The sequence below is a fragment of the Gemmiger qucibialis genome, from assembly GCF_027689445.1.
GTDB lineage: Bacteria > Bacillota > Clostridia > Oscillospirales > Ruminococcaceae > Gemmiger > Gemmiger qucibialis.
In genome coordinates this window covers 822,522-844,908 of record NZ_JAQFEN010000001.1, presented here as the reverse complement: position 1 = coordinate 844,908, position 22,387 = coordinate 822,522, and the positions used below count along the sequence as shown (strand labels likewise).

17 protein-coding genes and 1 tRNA gene are annotated in these 22,387 nt (G+C 47.9%); 9 read left to right on the top strand and 9 right to left on the bottom strand.

The genetic code is table 11. From position 1 onward, the window contains the following. Nucleotides 1-106 precede the first annotated feature (106 nt). Nucleotides 107-1,123 carry a LacI family DNA-binding transcriptional regulator gene (locus tag PG062_RS03820; RefSeq protein ID WP_270751230.1) on the bottom strand — a complete coding sequence of 339 codons (1,017 nt, stop codon included), beginning with the start codon at nt 1,121-1,123 and terminating at the stop codon, nt 107-109. Nucleotides 1,124-1,513: 390 nt separating this feature from the next. Here PG062_RS03820 and PG062_RS03815 point away from each other — a divergent pair, with 390 nt between their 5' ends. After that, a complete protein-coding gene (locus PG062_RS03815) occupies nt 1,514-2,029 on the top strand; it encodes a hypothetical protein (RefSeq protein WP_270751229.1) in 516 nt (171 codons plus the stop codon). A 569-nt stretch (nt 2,030-2,598) separates the two neighbouring features. Beyond that, nucleotides 2,599-2,687, top strand: a tRNA-Ser gene (locus PG062_RS03810). Nucleotides 2,688-3,348: 661 nt separating this feature from the next. On the opposite strand, the gene PG062_RS03805 is transcribed toward PG062_RS03810, so the two are convergent. Next, nucleotides 3,349-4,254: a helix-turn-helix domain-containing protein gene (locus PG062_RS03805; protein WP_270751227.1), complete on the bottom strand. Its 906-nt coding sequence runs from the start codon at nt 4,252-4,254 to the stop codon at nt 3,349-3,351. A gap of 336 nt (nt 4,255-4,590) precedes the next feature. Here PG062_RS03805 and PG062_RS03800 point away from each other — a divergent pair, with 336 nt between their 5' ends. The 4 genes from PG062_RS03800 (at nt 4,591) to PG062_RS03785 (ending at nt 10,020) form a co-directional block, all read left to right on the top strand. Then, nucleotides 4,591-6,738 carry an FAD-dependent oxidoreductase gene (locus tag PG062_RS03800; protein ID WP_270751226.1) on the top strand — a complete coding sequence of 716 codons (2,148 nt, stop codon included), beginning with the start codon at nt 4,591-4,593 and terminating at the stop codon, nt 6,736-6,738. 89 nt (nt 6,739-6,827) lie between these two features. After that, nucleotides 6,828-8,147 carry a sugar ABC transporter substrate-binding protein gene (locus PG062_RS03795; RefSeq protein ID WP_270751224.1) on the top strand — a complete coding sequence of 440 codons (1,320 nt, stop codon included), beginning with the start codon at nt 6,828-6,830 and terminating at the stop codon, nt 8,145-8,147. Nucleotides 8,148-8,283: 136 nt separating this feature from the next. Beyond that, on the top strand, nt 8,284-9,174 hold the full coding sequence (locus tag PG062_RS03790) for a carbohydrate ABC transporter permease (RefSeq protein WP_270751223.1): 891 nt from the start codon (nt 8,284-8,286) through the stop codon (nt 9,172-9,174). A 15-nt stretch (nt 9,175-9,189) separates the two neighbouring features. Continuing rightward, nucleotides 9,190-10,020 (top strand): carbohydrate ABC transporter permease, encoded by an 831-nt coding sequence (locus tag PG062_RS03785; protein ID WP_270751222.1) that lies wholly within the window; start codon nt 9,190-9,192, stop codon nt 10,018-10,020. A 290-nt stretch (nt 10,021-10,310) separates the two neighbouring features. Here the strand turns inward: PG062_RS03785 and PG062_RS03780 are convergent, their stop codons facing one another. The 6 genes from PG062_RS03780 to PG062_RS03760 form a co-directional block, all read right to left on the bottom strand. Further along, nucleotides 10,311-10,898: a helix-turn-helix domain-containing protein gene (locus PG062_RS03780; protein ID WP_270751221.1), complete on the bottom strand. Its 588-nt coding sequence runs from the start codon at nt 10,896-10,898 to the stop codon at nt 10,311-10,313. A 667-nt stretch (nt 10,899-11,565) separates the two neighbouring features. After that, nucleotides 11,566-12,750 carry a tyrosine-type recombinase/integrase gene (locus PG062_RS03775; protein WP_270751220.1) on the bottom strand — a complete coding sequence of 395 codons (1,185 nt, stop codon included), beginning with the start codon at nt 12,748-12,750 and terminating at the stop codon, nt 11,566-11,568. 125 nt (nt 12,751-12,875) lie between these two features. Beyond that, nucleotides 12,876-14,219 (bottom strand): relaxase/mobilization nuclease domain-containing protein, encoded by a 1,344-nt coding sequence (locus PG062_RS03770; protein WP_270751219.1) that lies wholly within the window; start codon nt 14,217-14,219, stop codon nt 12,876-12,878. After that, nucleotides 14,206-14,475, bottom strand: a complete 270-nt coding sequence (locus tag PG062_RS15860) for a plasmid mobilization protein (RefSeq protein WP_408611385.1) — start codon at nt 14,473-14,475, stop codon at nt 14,206-14,208. Before PG062_RS15860 ends, PG062_RS03770 begins: the two co-directional genes overlap by 14 nt. Further along, nucleotides 14,472-15,656, bottom strand: a complete 1,185-nt coding sequence (locus PG062_RS03765; RefSeq protein ID WP_270751218.1) for an AAA family ATPase — start codon at nt 15,654-15,656, stop codon at nt 14,472-14,474. The genes PG062_RS15860 and PG062_RS03765 overlap by 4 nt, the downstream gene beginning before the upstream one ends. A 751-nt stretch (nt 15,657-16,407) precedes the next feature. Then, entirely contained in the window at nt 16,408-16,644 is a 237-nt protein-coding gene (locus PG062_RS03760; RefSeq protein ID WP_270751217.1) for a helix-turn-helix domain-containing protein, read from the bottom strand. A gap of 167 nt (nt 16,645-16,811) precedes the next feature. Here PG062_RS03760 and PG062_RS03755 point away from each other — a divergent pair, with 167 nt between their 5' ends. From PG062_RS03755 to PG062_RS03745, 3 genes are all read left to right on the top strand, one after another. After that, nucleotides 16,812-17,321 carry a helix-turn-helix domain-containing protein gene (locus PG062_RS03755; protein ID WP_270751282.1) on the top strand — a complete coding sequence of 170 codons (510 nt, stop codon included), beginning with the start codon at nt 16,812-16,814 and terminating at the stop codon, nt 17,319-17,321. Between the two features lie 88 nt (nt 17,322-17,409). Further along, nucleotides 17,410-18,384 carry a hypothetical protein gene (locus PG062_RS03750; RefSeq protein ID WP_270751215.1) on the top strand — a complete coding sequence of 325 codons (975 nt, stop codon included), beginning with the start codon at nt 17,410-17,412 and terminating at the stop codon, nt 18,382-18,384. A 13-nt stretch (nt 18,385-18,397) separates the two neighbouring features. Continuing rightward, nucleotides 18,398-18,964 (top strand): hypothetical protein, encoded by a 567-nt coding sequence (locus PG062_RS03745; protein WP_270751214.1) that lies wholly within the window; start codon nt 18,398-18,400, stop codon nt 18,962-18,964. 293 nt (nt 18,965-19,257) lie between these two features. Here PG062_RS03745 and PG062_RS03740 read toward each other — a convergent pair whose 3' ends face one another. Then, complete coding sequence (locus PG062_RS03740) at nt 19,258-22,383, bottom strand: type III restriction-modification system endonuclease (protein WP_270751213.1); 3,126 nt, start codon at nt 22,381-22,383, stop codon at nt 19,258-19,260. Nucleotides 22,384-22,387 lie beyond the last annotated feature (4 nt).

Here is a 22,387-nt window from a genome sequence, read left to right as displayed (position 1 = left end):
CGTTCTTTGGTAAAATGCACAAAAAACAGGGGGCTGCATGGAAAGGGTGCACAAAACAAAAACTTCCCCGCAGTGATGCAGGGAAGTGTGGCGCAAAGGATGCCTGTTATAGCGACCAGACATTTTCATCTGAGTTGTCATCCCCGGTGGAGGCCCGGCATTTTAACTCATAATCCAGCTTAATCATCTGCGGCTCGGCATGGGGGTCCGCCAGCATGTCCAGCAGCAGGCGGGCGGCTTTGTCCCCGGCGGTGCGGTAATGCAGATGGGCGCTGGTCAGCGGCACATAGGCAACGCGGCCAATGCGGTTGTCGCCCACAGCGGCAATCATGATGTCCTCCGGCACCCGCAGACTGTGGCTGCGGCAGTATTGCAGCGCACCCAGGGCGATGGAGTCGGTCGCGCAGAACAGGCAGTCCAGCCCCGGCGCACGGCCAAACAGCTGGTCCGCCTGGTGGTAGCCGGATTCCATGTTGAACTTGGCAATGCTCATCCGCTGCGGCTGGGGCACGAGACCTGCATCCCGCAGCGCACTGTCAAAGCCTTCGCGCCGGGCAAGGCCGACGGCTTTGTCCAGCAGGGTCACGCCCAGGTAGCCCGGCTTGCGCCGTCTCTTTTGCAGCATGTGGGCGGTGGCGGCCTGCGCCGCGCCGAAATCATCGTGGAACACACAGCTGAACCCGGGATACTGCTGCCCCACGATTACCACCGGCACATGCAGGCTTTGCAGCACCGCGTGGTGTTCCGGGGTAAACATGGTGGCAATCAGGATAATGCCGTCCACCGTATCATGCCGCAGGGTATCCAGCGCGCGCACTTCGCGGGTGTTGTCGTTGGCGGTGTTGATCAGCAGTAGCTGGTAGTTCTGATCGTCCAGTACCCGGCTGATGCCCTCCACCATGCGGGCGCAGCTTTCGCTGCTCAGCCGCGGCATGATCACCCCAATCTGCCGCGTGCGGCGGGTGCGCAGCATCTGGGCCTGCATACTGGGGCGGTAGCCGGTGGCTTCCACCGCAGCGGCAATCTGGGCGCGCTTTTCGGCGCTTAAGTACCCACCATTAAAGTAGCGGCTGACCGCTGCCTTGGATACCCCGGCATATTGGGCAAACGCGGTAATGTTCATAGGCCGCACTCCTGTCCGGCTGCCGGCGGGGGAAACCTGCCGGTGCACTTTTTTATCAGTATAATGCAGAAACTGGCAGGGTGCAACGGGAAAGAGCGGAGAAAAGAAAAATAAGAATGAATGGCATGAGGCAAAGAGTAAAATAGACAAAAAACGGGGATTGAATTTGTGCTTTTGACGGAGAAAAAAGAATGAAAGCTGAATACAAAAAAGCACACAGCTAAAAAGATTTACCAGAATGAATTTGGTGTAAAAGTTATCTTCCGCGCTGGCACAGAATGAAAAGGTATGCTATAATATAATATTAGTTACACGATGAAAAAGTAAGATGCCCCTGATGCCAGTGCGGATGTGCGCGGGGCAATGATATGTGTTTAGTGAGGAAAAAGAATGGGACTGCTGCAAAAAATTCAGGCAAAAACCGAGGAAGCCCGCGCGAAGGAAAAGATCCGCCCGCTGCTGGAAAGCCGCATGATGCGGGACATCCTGCTGGAGATCGGCCAGCGCGGCAACGAAGCGCTGGACCCGCAGTCCGTTCCATTGGCTATGCGCCGCCGCGCCACCCAACTTGCCAGCGAAAGCGGCCTGAGCGGCCTGAAGCAGTGCGCTGTGGATGAACTGCATCTGGACGAAGCGGGAATCACGCTGGTCTGCAAGGGGGAGCACACGGCATTTTTGTACGCAGACTATAACTATGAAAACATTGAGGATACCGACTGCCTGCCCGCTGTGGCCGAATACCTGGTGCAGCACATGCGCGGCTATTATAACATTACCCGCAGCTTTTACAGTGTGCCCAAAGCCAACGGCCATGTGGAGGAAAAGACCCGCGAGGTGACCGTGGTGCGCCACCACGAGGATACCCCCTTTGCCCCCGGCCCAGTGCAGAAACAGCATTTGTTCTGATGCACATGAGATATCCCCCAGCATACAGGAATTATGCCGCCCCGCATCTTGACGCGGGACGGCATTTTTGCTATACTAATTTAGTATCCGGCAGGAACCCAGAACATGGAGCATTCCCCAAGAGGTCGTAAGAGGGAGCACTCGAAATCACACCCTGCGGGAAGTTCCGCGCAACAAAATTAAATATGCAGATGTACTCAAGAGGTCGTAAGAGGGAGCACTCGAAAGTTTGCATCCAACAGGTCACCTTGTCCGCAGGAAATCCCATAACGGCGGGCTTTATCGGGTGTCGCGTACCCAACTTTTCATCGTTATCTTGCATCGAAATCTCGCATTTTTCCAAACGCTGTGCGGGGCGGTGCGATAAAAACTAAATAAGCAGACGTATCGAAGCGGTCGTAACGAGATTGACTCGAAAGTTTGCATCCAACAGGTCACCTTGTCCGCAGGAAATCCCATAACGGCGGGCTTTATCGGGTGTCGCGTACCCAACTTTTCATCGTTATCTTGCATCGAAATCTCGCATTTTTCCAAACGCTGTGCGGGGCGGTGCGATAAAAACTAAATAAGCAGACGTATCGAAGCGGTCGTAACGAGATTGACTCGAAATCAATTTGGCAGCAATGCCACGTGGGTTCGAATCCCACCGTCTGCGCCAAGAGCAGCACCCTGCGGGGTGTTGCTTTTTATTTTTGCGGCAAACTATGCAAGGGTTGCAAGGTGGGATTCGAACAGCCCGTGCCCGGCGCTTTGCGTCCCGCCGGGCTGCAACAGTCCTGCGGACTGTTGCAAGGGCGCGGAAGAATCCCACCGTCTGCGCCAAGTATCACTACTCAATTCTACATTGGGTAGTGATTTTTTGTTGTCGCTTTGTAAAAATCCCGTACTTTTCTTATAAACATCTCCCCTTTATTTTCAAGTAGTGATTTTCGGGTTCGGTACAAATCATACCAGCAAACTGCCCTAAAAGCTATTCACGGAATTGCACAAGAATTAGCGGTTTGGTTTGGAATAAATTCTACAAGAGCCATTGTAATCTACCCATGAAAAAAGCACCCCGGCATCCGTCCTCGCTCGGTGGATGTTTATTTTATCAAGTGGGAAATACACGTTTCACTTTATGGATCCTTCATGTCTCCTTTCAGCTCTGCTTATGCACCATATATGCCTGCTTCTACAACTATAAATACATCCAGCTATAACTACGACTGACCCCGCTTTAGGTTTGTCAGTCCTGTTGAAATTTACACTACATTTTTGCGCATATCTACTAATTTTGAGAAAGTTCATTCGGTAGCGGCCTAAGAGAAAGCGCGGTTTTATATATCTTGGTGAAACCTACGTCTAAATTCTGTAGGAGATATCCCGATGATCTGTGAAAAAATGCGAGAAAAGTAATTTGGATCATTGAATCCAACAGCGGCCGCAATATCTGCCATACTCTCATGCGAAAGAAGCAGATGATTTTTGGCGGCTTCAATGCGCATCTTATTTATGTAGAGGTTAATGTTAACACCTGTTCTTTTTTTGAAAATGCGACTTATATACGATTCACTACAATGACAGAAATCGGCTAGTTCTGTAATTGTAATGGAATTTGTTATATTGCTGCGTATGTATTCCAAGGCATGGGATAAAATCGTATCTTCACTTGAATTATGATATCGTCCAGATAGGGGAGCGTTGTGAGTCTGTTGGAACAGTTTATAAGTTTGTCCCAAGTACTCAGCCAGCATTTCCAAACCCGGCAGGAGAAGACGAATATCAATAGTAGGAGACGCTATATTATCATGGTACAAACAAATTGCTCTTTCAACAGATAATGGCGGCTTTGTGGCACAGGTTCTGGCAATTCGTTTGACGGTTCTATTTTCATCGTTCTGGAAAAAGCCAACGTTTAGTGCTCCAAGTAATATCTCGTCCGAAAAAATAGGAATAATATATTCGCCTAATCCCGCGTGGCACATTCCAAAATAGACTTGCTGGGTCTTATCACATTTTAATCGCATAGGACGAATCATGCTAAGGCAAACGCGATAATGAAACTGATCTGTTTTCATGTACATACAAAATGGATTCGTATGGGCAAGAAAAGGCTGCAAGGCACGATCGAGTTCTTTATTAATTGGGATAAACCCGCAAAAATCTTTGATGCAGATTTGGACATTGTACTCATCTCTCAAGTAATTTAAGTACGAAGCAACTTTTGAAAACGCCTCTCCCATGTAGAATTTCACCTCCTGGGATGATTTTGAAAACCGTGGCACATCAATTGTTGATGGTATGGTTACCGACTGGCGGATCCGTAGGCAAAAATATAAATCGCAGTAAACCTATAATATAGCTGTCTTTACAAAATGTCAATTAGTTGTGCAGATATATCCAGATAGTGTGCAGATAAATTATGGAAATGTGCTGTTCTTGTTGGTATTATATAGACAAATCAAACAAAAGCGGCTGCGTTATTGAAAATAAACAGGTGATAATGCCGCCTATATAATAGTGATGCACAAGAAGATTGTCTATACTCCGTAAATATCCGAACGGGACGGTGCAGATTTGTGAAGAATGCTAAGCATATAGTTTGCTGCAATGTTGATGTCGCAGTAATTGGCGGTGGACCTGCTGGTGTGTGTGCTGCTCTGGCAGTAGCACAGAATGGGTGCAAAGTAGTCCTTGTTACAGATCGTCCGGTTTTGGGAGGAAACTCCAGCAGCGAAATTCGTGTTTGGACCAGAGGCGCTGTGGGCAGTGGTAACCTGATGGCAGAAGAAATGGGCATCTGGGGTAGATTAAAGTTAGAAAACTTGTATCGCAACTTCGATGCCAATCCAGTATTTTGGGATGATGTTCTTCTGGATGCAGTGCTTCAGCAACCAAATTTGCAGCTTGAGCTGAATACGGAAATTGATGAAGTCAAACTTTCTGGTCAATGCATTGAAAAAGTGGCAGGAACCCAGCAAGGAAGCGAAAAGCGCTTCGAAATAACGGCGAAATATTTTATCGATGCAACTGGAGATGCTGTCATTGGACAGCTGGCGGGAGTTTCACAGGTCGATGATTCGGTAAGCAATTCAACCATGGGCAATTCAATCCTATTCAATACATGTAAAGAGGATCATCCGATAAAATATGTAGCACCTCACTACGCATACAATCTCCAGCAAATCGAGTCCATTCTTGGCCACGGAGGTCGTGTAATTAGTGAAAATATGGGCGGAAGCGATTGCTGGTGGTTCGAGTATGGCGGACTTCAAGACACAATAGGAGATTCCCAAGATATTGCTTTGGAACTCAGAAGAATGGCTTTGGGTGTCTGGAATTACATCAAAAACAGCGGCCATTATAATGCGGATAATTATACTCTTGAGTGGATCGGAAGCATCCCGGGAAAACGCGAAAGCCGCCGGATGAAAACCGAATATGTTTTGACAGAGCAGGATATCATTCAGAATAAACGTTTTCCTGATGGAGCATTTTATGGTGGATGGTATATCGACTCGCATCCCAGTGGAGGGTTTGCAGATACAGAAGAAGATAACTGCAAGCAACGGCCCGTGCAAGTTTATCAAATTCCGCTCCGCTGTCTATATCAACGAACTGTTCCCAATCTCCTTTTTGCAGGCCGCAATATAGGAATTGAACGCGGAGCATTTTTCTCTAGTCGAGTTATGAACACTTGCGCACTAGCGGGGCAGGCGGCTGGAACTTTAGCAGCTACATGTGCTAGACAAAATAAGGTACCTTGTGACTTAATGCAAACGGAAGTTACAGATGTAATTCATCAGCTTCAGCAGGATGACATGTTTATTCCTGATGTACCTTTTTATGTGCCCGGTGATTCAGCGAGAAATGCTAATATCACAGCGAGCAGTTGCTTGAGTACGAACAAAAATAAACAAAATGGAAAATTGATGCCGCTTGATCATGGTGGCTATGTAGTATTCCCTGGTGTCTGTGGCAAAGTGGAAGTCAAGGTCTTTTCCGAAAGCACACAGCAATTGTATGGAACAATGTCATCGGCTATGCTTCCAAACCATTATGACGAAGACACGATGGGAACCCCAATAGTCTGGCAGCTGGAAGCAGGAGAACAAACAATTAGTGTTGATGTCCCCAAACAGTCTGTTGGCAAGTTCGTTATGCTACAAATTCAGCCGGCTCAGGGCGTGAAAATTTTCCTTGCTAATGTAGAGCATACAGGGATTATTTGCGGGGAGCAGGGAAGTCCTGAAATAAACGAACCTATAATTTGCTATAAAAATTCTAGTGAGCGCATTTATGATACTTCTAACCTGTCAAATGGTTGGAATAGACCTTGGGGACAGCCCAACCAATGGTGCGCTGATCCGGATGATGAAAATCCCTGGCTTCTGTTTACTTGGGAAAAAGCTATAGAGATCAATCATATAAAATTTTTTCTTGATCCGGATCTTTCTATGGAATTGCCAAGCAGCAGGGCAAGTCATTGGCAGGCAAGCCACTTGTATTATCCTCGGACATCGATGCCGCCTCATCTTATTAAAGAGTTTATAATCGAGGCTGAGAAAGCTGACAGTAATTGGAAAGTGATTGCACACATAAGCGAAAATTATCAACGATTGGTCGATATTATGGCCGATGAAAAAATCACAACACAAAAACTGCGTATCAGATTTATAAAAACATGGGGCGGTTCGCCAGCAATATACTCAATTCACATTGTGTAAGGCAAGAACGTATTTGATAGTACATAAAGGTGTGTGCACCACCTTTACAATAAAGAAACAAAAGCAATATTAAGAAAGAAGGAAACACTATGAAAGCGAAAAAAATGTTTTCGGCGATGATGGCTGGCGCTATGGCTTTGTCTTTAGTGGCTTGTGGTGGATCTTCTGCATCCAGCAGTACGGCAGCATCCTCTGCTACACAAGACACCGCAGCAACTTCTACCGCGGATTCTGCCCCTGTTAACATTGTGTGGGCAGGGTGGTCCGGTGAGGAAGAAGCAAGCAAAGATATTTTCCAGCGCATGATGAAAACGTACGAGGATCAAACCGGCAATACCGTAAGCTGGGTCGGCTGGACTTGGGCTGATACTGCTCAGCAGTTGCTGATTCGCACCCAGGGAAATGAACAGCTAGATCTGGCGCAGACGGACATCGGCATCTTCAACACTGTTGCACAGGCTGATGTTCTGGCTGATTGGAATGATATCCTCGGAAAGGATTATTTGGAAGCAAATTTCGAACAATCCGCACTGGACGTTGGTAATATTGATGGCAAACAGCTCGGACTTCCTTGGAGTATGGCATCAATCACAATGGTCTACAATCCGGAAATTCTGAAAGCCGCTGGCTGGGATGCTCCTCCTACCACAATTGAAGAATTCGAAAAGTGCCTTGGCGATATCAAGGCAGCTAACCCTGATGTTGTCCCCTATGCCGTTTCTACCAAAGACGCAACTTGTGCTGGCGACTTTATGCCTTGGCTGTGGACGTTTGGCGGAGCAATTTTCAATGATGATGGTAGTGTTGCAATCAATAGCGATGCTGCAGTTGAATGCGTGAAGTGGTATCAGAGCCTGCTCGATAAGGGCTATATCGCAATGGATACCGGCCGCAGTGAAGCTCGTCAGATGTTCGCACAGGGTAAAGTGGCGTTTTATGATGATGCAGTTCTCGCAAAAGGACAGGCCGTCAGCAATGGTGTTGCACCTGAAGACGTTGTAAATGTTTGCTCTGCAATGGAACGTCCGGTTCTGAAAGCCGGAGACCAGCCGCAGTCTACCATGTGGGGTCATATGCTTGTGGCCTTTAAGAATTCGCAGTACCAGCAACAGGCAGCTGAACTTGCAAAAACGTTGGTAAGCGATGATGTTGCCCTCGACTATTTTGAAAACAATGGTATGCCTCCTGTAACCAAGAGTGCAGCGAACACAGACGAAGTTAAGAATAATGCTTATCTGCAGGGCTTCATGAAGGCTACTTCTACAGCTCGCATGGAAGAAACAGCCCGCATGACCAATGCTAGTGAAATCAAATCCGTTATCACTGAGGAACTTCAGTTTGCACTTCTTGGTCAAAAAACCGCAGAACAGGCTGTTGCAGATATGGCTTCCCGTCTTGAAGCGCTGTAAAAACAATTACTTCTGATTCTCTTCAAATAAGTTTCAGACTGGTAATCTTATAGTAGTCGATTATTAACTCCCGACATTGTGTTATATGTGAATCCGATGTCGGGAAGTTTATTTACCATTAAAAGAGGAAATGAGAATGAGCAAAATAAAAAATGGCGGGCGATTAACCGATGCACAGGTCGGGTTTCTGCTAATAGTTCCAGGGCTTGCATTCTTCATTGCGATTATTCTATATCCTTTTTTGGATGCAATTATGACGAGCTTTACGGATAAATCCCTGCTTTTTCCGACCTATAAGATAATTGGCCTGGAAAATTACGAGAAAGTCCTATCGAATCCGTATTTTGGAAAAACTGTGCTGACTACGGTTATTTTTGTGCTGGGAAGTACGATTTTTCCTTATGTACTTGGTATGATTTGGGCCATTGTTCTAAATCAGGGATTTAAGGGAGCGGAATTCCTTCGCGGCGTAACACTTGTCAACTGGATCGTTCCGGGTATTGCAATTGGATTCCTTTGGACATGGATATTCAATGGGCAGTATGGCATACTCAACAGTTTTTTGGAAGCAATCGGATTGATTGATGATGGCATCCCATGGCTCGGCCAAACAAGTACAGCTCTGATTTGCGTCATTATTGCTCGAACCTGGCAGATGCTTCCCTGGTACATGGCATTTTTGCTTGGCGGACTTCAAAGCGTTCCGCTGGATCAAATTGAGGCTGCACGCATTGACGGAGCGAACAACTGGGTTTGCTTTTGGCGTATCATCCTTCCCAGTATGAAGCAAACTGCCATTCTGGTATTTATGCTTGGCCTGATTGGCAACTTACAGCATTTTGATCTTCCTTGGACTATGGTGCAAGGCGGCCCGGCACGTGCCACGACTACTTTGTCTATCGAAGTGTATACTACAGCATTCAAAGACTGGAATATGGGCAAAGCCGCTACTGTTGGCACTATCTGGGCAATTATTCTTGCATGCTTTAGCATCATTTATATTCGTCAGGCTAATGAAAAGGATTAAGGGGGAAAAATCAGAATGTTTGAAAAGACTAAGCCGTTTAGGGTATTCTTCTGGTTATCCTTGCTGTTGATAGGCTTCTTTGTATTTTTCCCCTTGCTGTGGATGATCAATACGGCCCTTAAGCCTACATCTGAAACATTTAGCAACTACTTTTTTGTGGGCCCTCTCACGCTTGATAACGTTATCCATATCTTGACTGATTCAACGATTATGACCTACCTGAGAAACAGCTTGTTGGTATCGTTTGGATCTAGTATTCTGGCTACGATTGTTTGCTCCTTTGCTGGCTATAGTTTTGCCAAGTTCCGCTATCGCGGGCGTGGGTTTGTGATGGGACTCTTTATGATGAGTCAGGCATTCCCCCAAGCGATTCTTCTTCTTTCAATTTACGAACTAATGCGCAAGACGGGTCTGCTCGGCAGTTATTGGGCACTGCTCATTAGCTATGTTGTATTCACCTTGCCTGTTGGCACATGGACGTTGAAAAGCTATTTCGATCAGATCCCGGATTCTCTTATTGAGTCCGCAAAGATTGATGGCGCCGGTCATTTCCGAATTATGCGAAGCATTGTGTTCCCAATGGCTGTCCCTGGCATGATTTCTATCGCCATTTATGGCTTTGTTTGGAGCTGGAATGACCTGCTGTATTCAATGACGTTGGTCACAGATCCGGCTAGACGTACCTTGGTTCCCGGTCTTGTTATGACTTTCTTGGGTGAAGCATCTACTAACTGGGGATACATGATGGCGGCTTCTATTGTGGCTGCAATTCCTGTTACAATTATTTTTGTATTCCTGCAGAGATATTTTATTCAGGGACTTACAGCGGGCGCAGTAAAAGGGTAAACAATCTATAAGCGCAGTTTAAGAAAAGCGATTTGATGTGGATTTTTTCTCTATTGTCAAGTTGCTTTTCTTTTTTGGGATTCCTTATAGTAGATGCGTCAAAGTATTGGATTTTTCTGCCGAAAGGGATTGTAATTTCTATAGATAAATCGGGAGTCCCCACCATTTGTGTGGGAACTCCCGATTGTCGTTCTATATTCACTTAGTGGTTTTCCGCTTTTTATTCTTCTTCGTGCCCGGCTTTGTACCGCTCTTTTTGAGTGGGGTGCTTGCCTGCTTGATGGCTCTGACTATGCCGTAGTGTTTTCCACATTTTCGGCCGATCTCGTTGAAAAATCCGTGGCTACAAAGTCCAGAATCCACACCTTGGGAATCATGTACTTCGGGGTCTGCATAATGGTTTTCAGCCTGCCCTCGCAACACCACTTGGAGATCGTGTGGCGGCTGTAACCTAACACTTCGCCGACCTGCTCGGCGGTCAGTACATCGGGGCTGCGGTCCAGAAGTTTTTCATACCACTGGCGAACCAGCAGGCGGTCCACGATTTCATAATTGAGCTGGCGATCCAATGAGGTCGCTGGCTTTTTGTGTTTTGGGCAGTTGTAATACCATCCGCTGGGAGGAGTATAGTGCATCGGATCGGACTCTCGGCGGTAGAGATACTCGGCAACGTCTTTCTTGGCAATTTTGTAGCACCGGGTTCGTCTGCCGTTATTCTTGCAGTGAACGAGACCTGTCTGCAATAGATAGATGGTGGTTCGCGTTCCGATGTGGCAGGCTTTGCGGAATTCGTTGCGGCACATCGGGTCAGAGTAGGGGGTTAGGATCTCCTCAATTTTCTCGGCTAAGGGGTCTTGCTGGACGGCTTTTTTCTTCATTTTCGATTCTCCTTTTGTGTTGATTTGAACCCAGAGAATCGACTATCTGGTTACCAGCTATCTGCTTTACTTGGCTGATTTGGGGTTATTTTCTTGCATTTTTGCATCAAAAAAGTTTCGCCTGTACCCGCAAATCCGCGCTGTGACAGGGCGTGTTGCCCTTGGGGTTATCTTGCATCCTATCTTGCATTTTTTCCAAAAAGGTGTCATTTTGGGGCAAAAACGGCGATTTTTTTACTTTCTGTCGTACTTACATGGTTTATTCCATGCTTGTGCCGCTTTTGCTTACAAACATCGCTCAAAATCTGCGAACGAACCAGCCAGTATTGGCCCGAAATGCCATCTTGCATTCAATGCGGCAAATTACTCGCAATCAATTTGGCAGCAATGCCACGTGGGTTCGAATCCCACCGCCTACGCCAAGTATCACTACTCAATTCTACATTGGGTAGTGATTTTTTGTTGCCGCTTTGTAAAATTCCCGTACTTTTCTTATAAGCATCTCCCCTTTATTTTCAAGTAGTGATTTTCGGGTTCGGTACAAATCATACCAGCAATCGCGGCAAATAGCTATTCACAGAACTACACAAGATTCTTCCCGCAGCTTGGGTACAAATTGACAGCAAAAAGGCGGCACCTGATTTCTCAGATGCCGCTGCTGTTCAAATTACCACTTCTTTATGGGCTGCGCCTCTGGCAATGTCAGCGTGTTTGCCATCGTCCGGGCGCTCAGGTTCTTGGATTGCGAATCCAGATGCGCGTAAATGTTGGCCGTGGTGGAAATATCGCTGTGTCCCAGCCACTCTTGAATCTGCTTCATCGGCACGCCCTCTTTCAGCAACAGGCTGGCACAGGAGTGGCGCAAATCGTGAAAGCGAATCCTGCGCAGACCGTTCTCTTTCAGCAACTGTGGAAAGCCTGTCGTCACGGAATCCGGCTGGATCAGATTTCCCATCGCATCCACAAATACATATCCAAGGTACTCTTGATTATAGCAGTTGCCGCAGATTTTCTGGTTGTACTCCTGCTGCTCTTTGACGGCTTTTAAGCGCTCCGCAATCGGGTCTACCAGCGGCAAGGTGCGCAGACTGGATTTTGTTTTGGCGCGGTCAGCTTCTACCAAAATCTTCTTGCCATCAATACGGGTGCTGGTCACGATGTGGCGAATGGTCAGCGTCTTAGCTTCAAAGTCGATGGCCTCCCACCGCAGCCCCATCACCTCGGCACGGCGCAAGCCGTAAAAAGCTGCAAGCTGGATGATAAGTTCCAGCTTATGGCCTTGGGCTGCTTCAAAGAGCTTTTCCATCTCCTCGGCGCTGTAATAGCTTGCCATGAATGCCTGCGGCTTGGGGCGGTCCACCTTGTCCACCGGATTGCTGGCTATCAGGTCGATGCGCACGGCGTATTTCAGCGCTTTGTGCAGATTGGCATGGAATCGCAGGATAGAGGTGTTTTTCAGCGTTTCCGCTTCGTGCAGATAAAAGCTCTGAATCTGGCGCAGCTGTAACCCTGCCAGCGTTACGCCCAGCGGTTCAAAGTAGGGAATAATATGTTTCTCTACATTGAAGCAATAGGACGAGTAGGTCGTTTCTGTTACAGCGGTGCGCATCATTTTCAGCCAGTACCGCATATAGTCGCTGAATGCCATATCGGGGCTGAGTTCGGACACCTGCCCCTTGGGAATCGTGAAGTCCTTTCGCGTTTCTGCCAGCATTTTTTCGGCGCGTTTCTTGTTGCCCTTGACGGGCAGCCCCGTGCCGATCCACGGCTGACGGCGTTTGCCCGCCGAGTCCGTGTAACTCAGCACGATGTAATAAAATCCGTTTTTCTCCTGTAAGCGTCCTGCTACCATAGGCCTCTCTCCTTTTTTTCAAGTTGCTGCATTTTGGGTTCGGTACAACGATACCAGCAATCCCACCGGAAAGCTATTCACAGAATTGCACAAGAACCGTCCTGCACATTGGGTGCAAACTGACATCATTCGCGCTCCCGTTCACGTCTGCGGCGGCGTGGTCTGGGATGCAGCGGCATCCTGTTTTCCCGGTCAATATGGTTGGATTCGCGTGTGCGTTGAATACGCTTGATTGCTCCTTCCGCAATTTTATCCTCTTTGCGCAGTTTGGCGATTTGGCAAGTCAGTATCATGCGTTGGTCAGCCAACTCCGGCGGTGCATCCTTTCGGCGTATCTGTTTGACGATTTCCGCCCGCTGCGCGGCAAGGGTTTCCATTTGCCGGGACAAGCCCTTGCGGTAATCCACGATTGCTTGCAAAGAGGGAAACTTGTGGTCGCGGACAAAGGCGTGTTCTGCAAGGATTTTCTCGGTGTCTTTCCAGATGCGCTCCAGTTCCGGGCGGTTGATGTTCGGTTGCTGTTTCTTGGGCAGGATGCCCAGCTGATAACAGTAGTACAGATATAAGCGGTGCATCTGGGATTCCCCGAAGAATACCTCGAAGAAAATTTGGAGGATGCTTCTATTCTCCGTGGGGCGATACCGTTTCGGCGTATATTGCCGGGGCTGGTGCTTCAACTCATACAGCCTTGGTCCATACAACAAGTAGTTTCCCCGCAGTCTGTCATCTATGGCTGCAAGATCGTATTCTTCTCCCAGCCGATAAAGCCGCACTGCACGTCCGCCATCCCGCGCCCGGATCGTTGCATACTTGCGGTTGGGATCAGCACCGAAGATGTACCCTTGACGATACAGCGCCCTGTGAAAATCTTCTGGAGTACTGGCATCCTCACAGGCTTGGTCGATGGCTTCCCGCATCCGGGCGTACCGCGCCGGTTCCTTGGCCTTGGGCTGCTCCACTACCGACAAGCCGTACTCCCGGCACAGCTTGTCTGAAGTTTCTCTAAATTCCGCATATTGGCTGCGGCGTTGCTCGTATTTCTTGCCGTCCACATACGATACAGAATTGATAACGAAGTGGTTGTGCAGATTGTCCGTGTTCATGTGTGTGGCGACCAGCACCTGAAATCGCTTGCCCCAGACCTTGCGTGCCAGCGCCACGCCGATCTCATGGCATTGCTCTGGGGTGACTTCCCCCTCGCGGAAGCTTTGGTAGGCGTGGAGCGCCACCACGCCGTCTGTTTTACCAAAGCGTTCCTGTACGGCTCGCATATCCTCCCACGCATGGTCTGCCCTGCAATGGATGCCGGTGACAAGCTGGGCGCTCTCGTTCAGCTTGGTCTTGGCATCGTTCTCTGCGTAGTGCAGTGTCTGGGCAAGGGCATCGTATTCGGTTTTGTCCGGGTTGGCTGCGTAATCAAGGACACGCTGTAGGCTGTCCTTGATCGTCCAAATCTTAGTTACCGCCAATGAGCAGGTCCCTCATACGGTCGGTCTGGGCATTGATGGCTGCCCCTTCCCGTGCAGAACAGTTCTCTGCAATTTCATCCAATTTGTCCAACACATCAAATACCTCCTTGGGCGGGTGTCCACCCGGTTCATATCCCAGCGCCCGTTGGCGTAAGTATTCCGAGAGAGACAGCCCGCACCGTTTAGCCATCAGCGTCATTTTTCGTTTCTCTGTGACGCTGACGCGGACATTGATCCCGACACTGCGCTTTCTCATGCGCCAGCAGCCTCACAGGGGTTCGGGGCTGTCCCCGTAGGCTTTTCGGCGGGTTGCCCTGTGGCAACACTTCGCCCATGCTTGCTCTCCTTACGCGACCTTTGTGACGCTAATGACGCTGATGACGCTGTTTGTGAGATATCCCATTTGAAAAGCTGGGTTATGTCAATATCAGCGTCATTAGCGTCATCTGCGTCATTTCCGTCATGGGAGAACTTCATCTGCCGCGCCTGCGAGGTGCGGTGGGTTTCATAGCGGATACCTCTTGGCGTAAACACCGTATCGAAGTGTTCCACGATTTTCCGGGTCAGCTGGTGGGGCAAAACGCCCTCAATATCGGCTGCGGAGAGCAATTCGGTAGCCGTACCTTGCCATGTTCCGAGACTATCGATGTAGTCAGCCACCTTCCAAATATATCCGGGAACTGCTTTTGCGACAATCTGTTCGGTGCTTTCTTCCTCGTCCAGCATCCAAACGCAATTTTCTTCGTGCAGGCGCAGTGTTTTGTTGTCCATATCGCGCCCGGTCACCAAAATGCTGGCGGTCTGGCTCATACGCTTGCGCTGCATGACCCAGCTGGTATCGGACGCACCCATCAGACCATTGGAACCTGCAATCTGCTGGAACGGATCGTCTGCGGCTTGTTTGCGCAGATGGTGGATCAGCAAAATGCAGATGTTATACTTGTCCGCCAATGCCTTCAACGCACTGATCTCCTTGTAATCGCTGGCATACATACTGTTGTTCTGGTCGCTGGAACGCACCTTTTGCAAGGTATCGATGACGATCAGCCCGGTGTCCGGGTGCTGATAGAGGAAACTTGTGAGCTGTTCTTCCAGCCCCTGCCCGATGCTGCTGCATTCCGTCTGCATGACCAGCCGTTCGGGGGCTTCTTCGCTGCCCACCAGCTGGAGAAGGCGCTTTTGCAGGCGGTTGAAGGTGTCCTCCAGCGATAGGTAAAGCACGGTGTGCGGCTCTATTTCGCGTCCCCACATAGGTTTGCCCTGCGCGACCTGCAAGCACAGCCACAAGGTCAGCCAGCTTTTGCCCGCCTTGCTGGGACCGGCAAACAGTGCCAGCCCTGCCGGGAGCAAATCGGGAATGATCCACTTGACCGGCGGCAGCGGCGTGGAGAGGAGTTCTTCGGCGGAGATCGTTTTTGGAAGTTTTTCATAATTCATTCGCATCGTCCTTTCTGTTTTGGTATATATCTATTATCTCATACTATCGTCGTTTTGTGTGTAGTAAGTTTTATTCTCCAGTGTTAAGTTGTACGGCTCGCGCCGCCCCACAGCCCCACAAGCGCGCCAAACGGCGGGTTTAGGGTGTTCCTCGCGTCCGTGTGCGACGCGGGGCATCCGCCCCACACCGGGCGGATTTGGGCGGTTACTGCGAGTGAATCAGAACTGATTCACTTTTATGCCCTTGTCCTCTGAATAGTGAATCAAATCTGATTCACTCCCAATAAATTTTCCGAAAGTATACGGTTCTGATTCACTACTTTTACTGGGCTGGAAAAAGTGAATCCGTTCGGTACACTTTCGGGATAACATTTCGATTCACAGCTGCATTTGCCCACCTTGCCCCAGCTGTGGGGACGATTCGCAAGGCTGCCGTTCGGCTGCAACGGCATTATGGGTATTTTTACCCCAGCCAGGTTCTCTGCCTGCCGCCCTCATTGTGTGAACTGTGACTGGACGGAAGTATCTTTACGACCACATCTGTCATTGCGCTCCACTCCGCCACGGGGTGTTTACCAGAGACTGAATCGCTCGTGCCCGGTGGCAGTCATGGCGCATACTCTGTCTGCGCTGCCGTACTCGTAAGTTGACGGCAATGCGGTGAATGTACCTTGCTTGTCGGATATGCAGTTTTCAAGGTGCCGAATCTATTTAAGACGGGGAGGTGCTCTTGCCAAAATCAAGGCAGCTCCTACGCGCTCACGCGGGTCTGACCGCACGGACGCTTCAGAACATAATTGATCACATTGATTTTGGGGATTTTGTAGGCGTTTCCCAGCCGGATGCAGCTGATCTCGCCCTCTCCCAGCAGGTCATAGGCAGCGTGACGGCTGATGCCCAGCATGGCTTGCAGATCCTTGACCGTTACTATGTCCGGGTATTCTGCAAACATGAGCTTGTACATTTCTCTGATTTCTTTACAATCCATTCGATCACCATCCTTGAATTTAAACTTTCGCATATTTGCGATGTAAATATAGGATACTGCGCTTTTATGCGAATGTCAATAGTTTTCGCAAAATTGTTACTTTTTTCTTGCGCTTTTATGTTATGGTGTGGTACAATAAGGAAAATCCTTCAAAGTGAGTGAACGAAATGAACATCGGAGAGAAAATCAAGCGCATCCGCCAGCACCGCCGCATGACTCAGAAAGAGTTGGGCGAGTTGGTCGACCTCAGCGCAAACCGCATTGCGCAATACGAAATGGGTTACCGCGTACCAAAAAAGCCCCTGCTAAATCAAATAGCAGAGGCTTTGCGTGTTTCTCCGTTGGCACTTTCCGATGGCGGAAACGGCCCGGCGAATGATATTCTGGAGCAGCTTTTCTGGCTGGACGAGGAGCAGCCTGGCGTTATCAAGCTGGTTCCCACCGAGCGCGGCACAGCACGGTATAATGCCAACCCAGACCTTGCGCTGCACTATGATGACAACGATAACTGGCCGCCGCGCTCCCCCGTGGCGATGTGGTTTGATGATACGATTCTGGATGATTTTCTAAAGGATTGGGCTGCGGTTCAGAAGAAGTTGTATGCTGGGGAGATTACACAGGCTGAGTATTTTGAGTGGAAGGTTATGTGGCCTGATTGTGATAATCTACACATATGAAAACAGTTTTTCTATCTACACCATTTTTCCTATGTCACAAAGAACATAGTTACTCATAGGATTGCGCATACAAAAAGGAGTCTTTTAAATGAGTTTGGGTTTATATGTTTCCAGCTTCTACTTTTTCCAATCAGGCAAGAATAGCTGTTATTTAGGGCTGAACTCCCCTGTTCAATACAATGATACGCAATACTCCCAGGCAATAGATTTTTTTGAAGCCTTTTTTGCTGTTCGCCGCACAATGGAAACGCTTGAATCCGAAAAGAAGTTGTATTACATTGAAACAAATCCCAATTGGCGCGGAGAAACCGAAAAATTTTCTTACATTGCTGCTTGCATACATTCGGGGAATTATGGGATAGAAAGTGACATATACGATGCAACATCTCACGAACAAGTTGGTTCAATTGAAAAGAATCAAGCAGGAATGGTTCCTTTCTTTGTATTTGTTGCTATTCCCAAAAAAGAGACGTCAACGGAACCCATTAACAAGGGCTTAATCCTTTTCCAATCTATGGGGATATACGGTGCCAAATCTATTACCTGTAAAATGATAAATGAGTTTGCGAAAGATAAAATGAACGCAACTTTTCACACGTGCAATGTATCTCCCAGTGAATTTCTAAGGGCTTTTTTTGATTTAGGTACACTCAAACGGTTGAAATTGACCCGTAATCGCACCTCAGAAGACAACAGTGACCAACTGAGTGGGATTTCTTATGCCAAAGAAGAACGGGTTTTGTCATCCTTCCTTGGAAGAACGGCCAGTACTTTTATTGAGCGTTTAATCCATTTCGGTTTAGACAAGTCTGCAATTTTTGAATTAGAAAACGGCATATCTTACGACAATGTTACTGCAACAATAGACATCGGAGATGGTAAAGAAAGAACTGTTAATCTGCATAAATACGATAATCTGAGCATTCTTGAATACATACCCAGCCAATACGAAAAAGAGAACGGTCATGCTGACGAGAATACCATCATTTCGTACTTATGTGCACGCGCGACAGAATACATTGAAAAAATGGATATGACTATTCATGTGATATCAAGACGCTAACGGAGGAGCTATCATGAGCGAAACACATTTTTGTGGTGCCTTGATTCTTGCAATCACATTCTTACTGATTATACGCTATTCTTTGCGAAAGAAAAATTCTTTTCTAAACATCCGTGAAATTGTCTGTGATTACTGGAAAATGCTTTCTTCTCTACGCCATCGCGTAATTTTTATGGCAACACCAATTAGCTTTGGAATTGGTCTGACGTTAATTTCCCCAATTAGCACGAGTGTTCTGGAAACGGTATGTACGGCAATTTCAATTTTGCTGGGGTTATTATTTGCCACATTAGGTGCAATCGCCAGTGGAAATGAGAAAAAGAAAAAGGGTTATCCTGCTTACGGTACAGTATTCAATGAGACAATCAACACCATACTATATTTATCTTGCTTGTCCATTACGGATTTAGTAGTTCTTTTTATGGGACTAGCACTTGTGCCTTTATATGGAGCTTTGCAGCAAAACTGTATTGCTATACTACATTTTATCGGCAGCGTTACAGTATACTCTTTAACATTTTCGATTTTTTTGAATTGCTTGATTGTAATCAAGCGAATAGCGCGATTACTTACAATATAGTGTAACCTATAACTCGTTCGAAATTAGAGAATATTACCGTGTACCCAAAAGCCTCTGCCAAATCAAATAGCAGAGGCTTTGCGCGTTTCCACAGTTCCACTTTCCGATAGCTATAATGGTCTGAAACGATATTGGGGAACCGCTTCTTTGATTGGACGGGTAGCGGTCCCCGCTACCAAGCTGATACCCGCCGAATATGACACAGCACAGTATGAAACCAATCAAAATCGTACTATATAAACAAAAGACCAGCTAGGTCTCTTAGTTTACATAGTGGTAAGAGGCTTATCACATCATATTGAATTCATTATGTTCAGTAGGCTCTGGTAGCTGTCAACATCATGGTATACGACATGGCTGGTAGACATCTCGTTGAACAGTTTCTTGGCGCAGGAAATTTTTGCCTGCTCGATGGGTCGCAGTTCCAGTGTTTCCATCGTGCCTTTGGTTTCTGCCACAAAGAAAATGTGCTTGACGGTGCCTTCGTAGAATGCGATTGCCCAGTCCGGCGAATAGTTGCCTACCGGCGTGGGAATCTGGAAGGTTCGGGGCAGCTTGGCGTAGACACAAACTTCCTCCGCAGCATCCAAATCTTCGGCAAACTTACGCTCAATGCTCTTGTCGGCAGAGCCATCGGTAAACACATAGTCCTGAATTGCCTTCTTGGCAAGAAACGCCTTATCAAAGCTTTGGGTGGCCTTTTCTGCCGTAAAGATAGAGCTGTCGTATTCTCCCTCAATGGTATTGTAGGAGATATGCTCCACAATCATAGTGGCCTTCTGCTCATTGATCAGCCGGATCACTTTGGAAATAAACTCCTCCGGGTTGTTCTTGAACATATAGAGCTTGTCGGCACGGATACCTTGCAGGATGGCAGATGCCGATTTGCGTGTGAGCTTTGCGCCATCGGCAATTTTGCCAATCAGGTCATATTTGATCTGGCTTGTTTCTGCGTGCTTGAGGGTTTGTGTCCGGGTCTTTTCGCCCGTAAAAGAATCGCCGCGGTCAATTTCATACTCATTCATGTTCGCCTTTTGGCGTCCAATGGTAGTCGTGTACTGTAGTTCCGAAACAAACAGCTTTTCATCAATGTGGGCAATGGCCTTGCGAATCAGCTCGGCGCTGTCGAACTCCACCGTATAGGCATACTTGTGGTTAATTTCACGCCACAAAGCCTGAAACTCTTTCTTGGCAAAATTCTCATTCAGCGGATTTTCCTTCACCTTCGATTCGTGACCATCGGTGAACATCTCCTTAAGAACGCTGTCATCATAAACCGCCTGAACAAGTGTATGAATCCCTTCGGACATAGGTTTCAGCTCATCGGGAAGCTCCGCAACCTGATTCATTGCGACATCCCGGCGATACTTGTCCGTGACTCTGCGCTTCATATCCACATAGCCGTTCTGAATCAGATAGAACTCGATAGTATCGGCCTTCTCACGGTCAATCAGGGTGGGCACATCGTTTACCTTGACATACTTGCCCTTGAAGTACTCACTCGTAGCAACCGTGGGTCGGTCATAAAGCACCGTTTTAATATCCAATTGCAGGTCTTCAACGAAGGTCTTGTAGCTCTCGCTGGCAATAACGGTCAGGGTGTTGATTTCATGCACACTGTCCCCGCAGCTCTGCACATCCATACGGTTGCCGTTTTGGTTGACGCAAAGGCGCAAACCACGACCGACTTCCTGCCGTTTTGCGGTATTACTGTCAGAATGTTTCAACGTGCAGATTTGGAACACATTCGGGTTATCCCAGCCCTCACGCAGGGCAGAGTGGGAGAAAATGAACCGCGTGGGCTCCTCAAAAGACAGCAGCCGTTCCTTGTTTTTCAAAATCAGGTCATACGCCGAAATATCATCGGAGAACTCGCTGCCACGCTTGAGCTGGCTGTCAATGCTGCGCCCAGTTTTCTTATCAATGCTGAAATATCCCTTGTGTACACGGCTGACATCACTGCAGGTAGACTTCAAATATTTCTGATACGGCGTATCGAGCAGGGTTGTATACTCGTTCAGAACATTGATGTACTCCTGCTCAAACATCTGGCCATACTCGCCCAAGACCTCATTGCCGTCAGCGTCATACTGGCGATACTTGGCGACCTCGTCAATAAAGAACAGGGACAGGCACTTGATGCCCATGTTGTACAGCTTTTCTTCTTTTTCAAAATGCGACAAAATCGTTTCACGAATCTGAATGCGGCGCTTATCCTTTTCGGAAACATCGCCCACCACATCGCCGGCCTTGATAACCTCACCGTTGGTAAAGGTCACGGTGCTGCGCAGCGGGTCAATTTCAGAAATCGTATAGCCCTTGTACTGCTCCATTTCCTGTGAAACATAGTAGAGATCATCGCCGACACCAAGAATACGGGTTTCACGGTTGATGGACTTATTGTAGGCAATTTCCAGCTCGATTTTTGCCATCGGCGGTTTTTTGCTGGAAAGTACGATTTGCTCCAAATATAAATAGCTGTCCGTGCCGCGGAAGTTCTTGACATCAATGCCCTTGACCTCAATTTTCTTGACCAGCCGTTTGTTGAAGGCATCCAACGCATCCAGCACATACACCAGATTGTGATGCTTTGCGTGGGTGGCGGAATAGTTGAGCGAGAACAACGGGTTAAAGTTCTTCAGCGCCTTTTGCGTTACATCGCCGCCCATTTTCTGCGGCTCGTCCAAGATGATGATAGGGCGGTTTGCCTTAATAACATCAATCGGGCGGCGGGAGCCGAACTCATCACGTTCGGAATAGATAATACGGGCTTCCTTGCTCTTGCCATCCTCTTTCAGAGAGGATGCAAACGCCTGTGTGTTGATGATCATCACATTGATGCCGGAGTTGGAAGAAAAGTTGTCGAGTTGGTTCAGGTTGGAGCTGTTATAAACGAAGAAACGTGCTTTCTTTCCGTAATACTCCATAAAATGGTCGGTGGTGATCTCAAAGGATTTTTTCACGCCCTCACGGATTGCAATCGAGGGAACGACCACAATAAACTTACTCCAGCCGTACTTCTTGTTCAGCTCGAACATGGTTTTGATATAGACATAGGTTTTACCGGTTCCGGTTTCCATCTCAATGTCCAAGCTGCAGCGCCCCATGTCGTTTACCAACTCCGGGGAGAGCTTGATGTTGTTCTGGCTTTGCAGCGTGTGGATGTTTTGCAAAAGCTGATCATCGGAAAGCGCCACAGCCTCGTTTTTATAACCGGAATCGCGCAGCAAATCCTCTAATTCCATTTGTTCAGGATTATCGGCGAATGGTAAAAAGCTCAGCTGCTGCGGTTTTTGGTTCAAGGTGCCAGTGTCGCGGATATAAGACACGCCGCTGCTGTACGGCTGCCCCGCAAAGACGTTGACCACGGCGTCCACTGCATCGGTCTGATATTGTTGTATTTTGAAATTGAACTTCATGGTT

Bases quoted from the DNA above. Each gene is read 5' to 3' on its own strand.
- PG062_RS03820 (WP_270751230.1), bottom strand. From the start codon at position 1,123: ATGAACATTACCGCGTTTGCCCAATATGCCGGGGTATCCAAGGCAGCG.
- PG062_RS03815 (WP_270751229.1), top strand. From the start codon at position 1,514: ATGGGACTGCTGCAAAAAATTCAGGCAAAAACCGAGGAAGCCCGCGCG.
- PG062_RS03805 (WP_270751227.1), bottom strand. From the start codon at position 4,254: ATGGGAGAGGCGTTTTCAAAAGTTGCTTCGTACTTAAATTACTTGAGA.
- PG062_RS03795 (WP_270751224.1), top strand. From the start codon at position 6,828: ATGAAAGCGAAAAAAATGTTTTCGGCGATGATGGCTGGCGCTATGGCT.
- PG062_RS03790 (WP_270751223.1), top strand. From the start codon at position 8,284: ATGAGCAAAATAAAAAATGGCGGGCGATTAACCGATGCACAGGTCGGG.
- PG062_RS03785 (WP_270751222.1), top strand. From the start codon at position 9,190: ATGTTTGAAAAGACTAAGCCGTTTAGGGTATTCTTCTGGTTATCCTTG.
- PG062_RS03780 (WP_270751221.1), bottom strand. From the start codon at position 10,898: ATGAAGAAAAAAGCCGTCCAGCAAGACCCCTTAGCCGAGAAAATTGAG.
- PG062_RS03775 (WP_270751220.1), bottom strand. From the start codon at position 12,750: ATGGTAGCAGGACGCTTACAGGAGAAAAACGGATTTTATTACATCGTG.
- PG062_RS15860 (WP_408611385.1), bottom strand. From the start codon at position 14,475: ATGAGAAAGCGCAGTGTCGGGATCAATGTCCGCGTCAGCGTCACAGAG.
- PG062_RS03765 (WP_270751218.1), bottom strand. From the start codon at position 15,656: ATGAATTATGAAAAACTTCCAAAAACGATCTCCGCCGAAGAACTCCTC.
- PG062_RS03760 (WP_270751217.1), bottom strand. From the start codon at position 16,644: ATGGATTGTAAAGAAATCAGAGAAATGTACAAGCTCATGTTTGCAGAA.
- PG062_RS03755 (WP_270751282.1), top strand. From the start codon at position 16,812: ATGAACATCGGAGAGAAAATCAAGCGCATCCGCCAGCACCGCCGCATG.
- PG062_RS03750 (WP_270751215.1), top strand. From the start codon at position 17,410: ATGAGTTTGGGTTTATATGTTTCCAGCTTCTACTTTTTCCAATCAGGC.
- PG062_RS03745 (WP_270751214.1), top strand. From the start codon at position 18,398: ATGAGCGAAACACATTTTTGTGGTGCCTTGATTCTTGCAATCACATTC.
- PG062_RS03740 (WP_270751213.1), bottom strand. From the start codon at position 22,383: ATGAAGTTCAATTTCAAAATACAACAATATCAGACCGATGCAGTGGAC.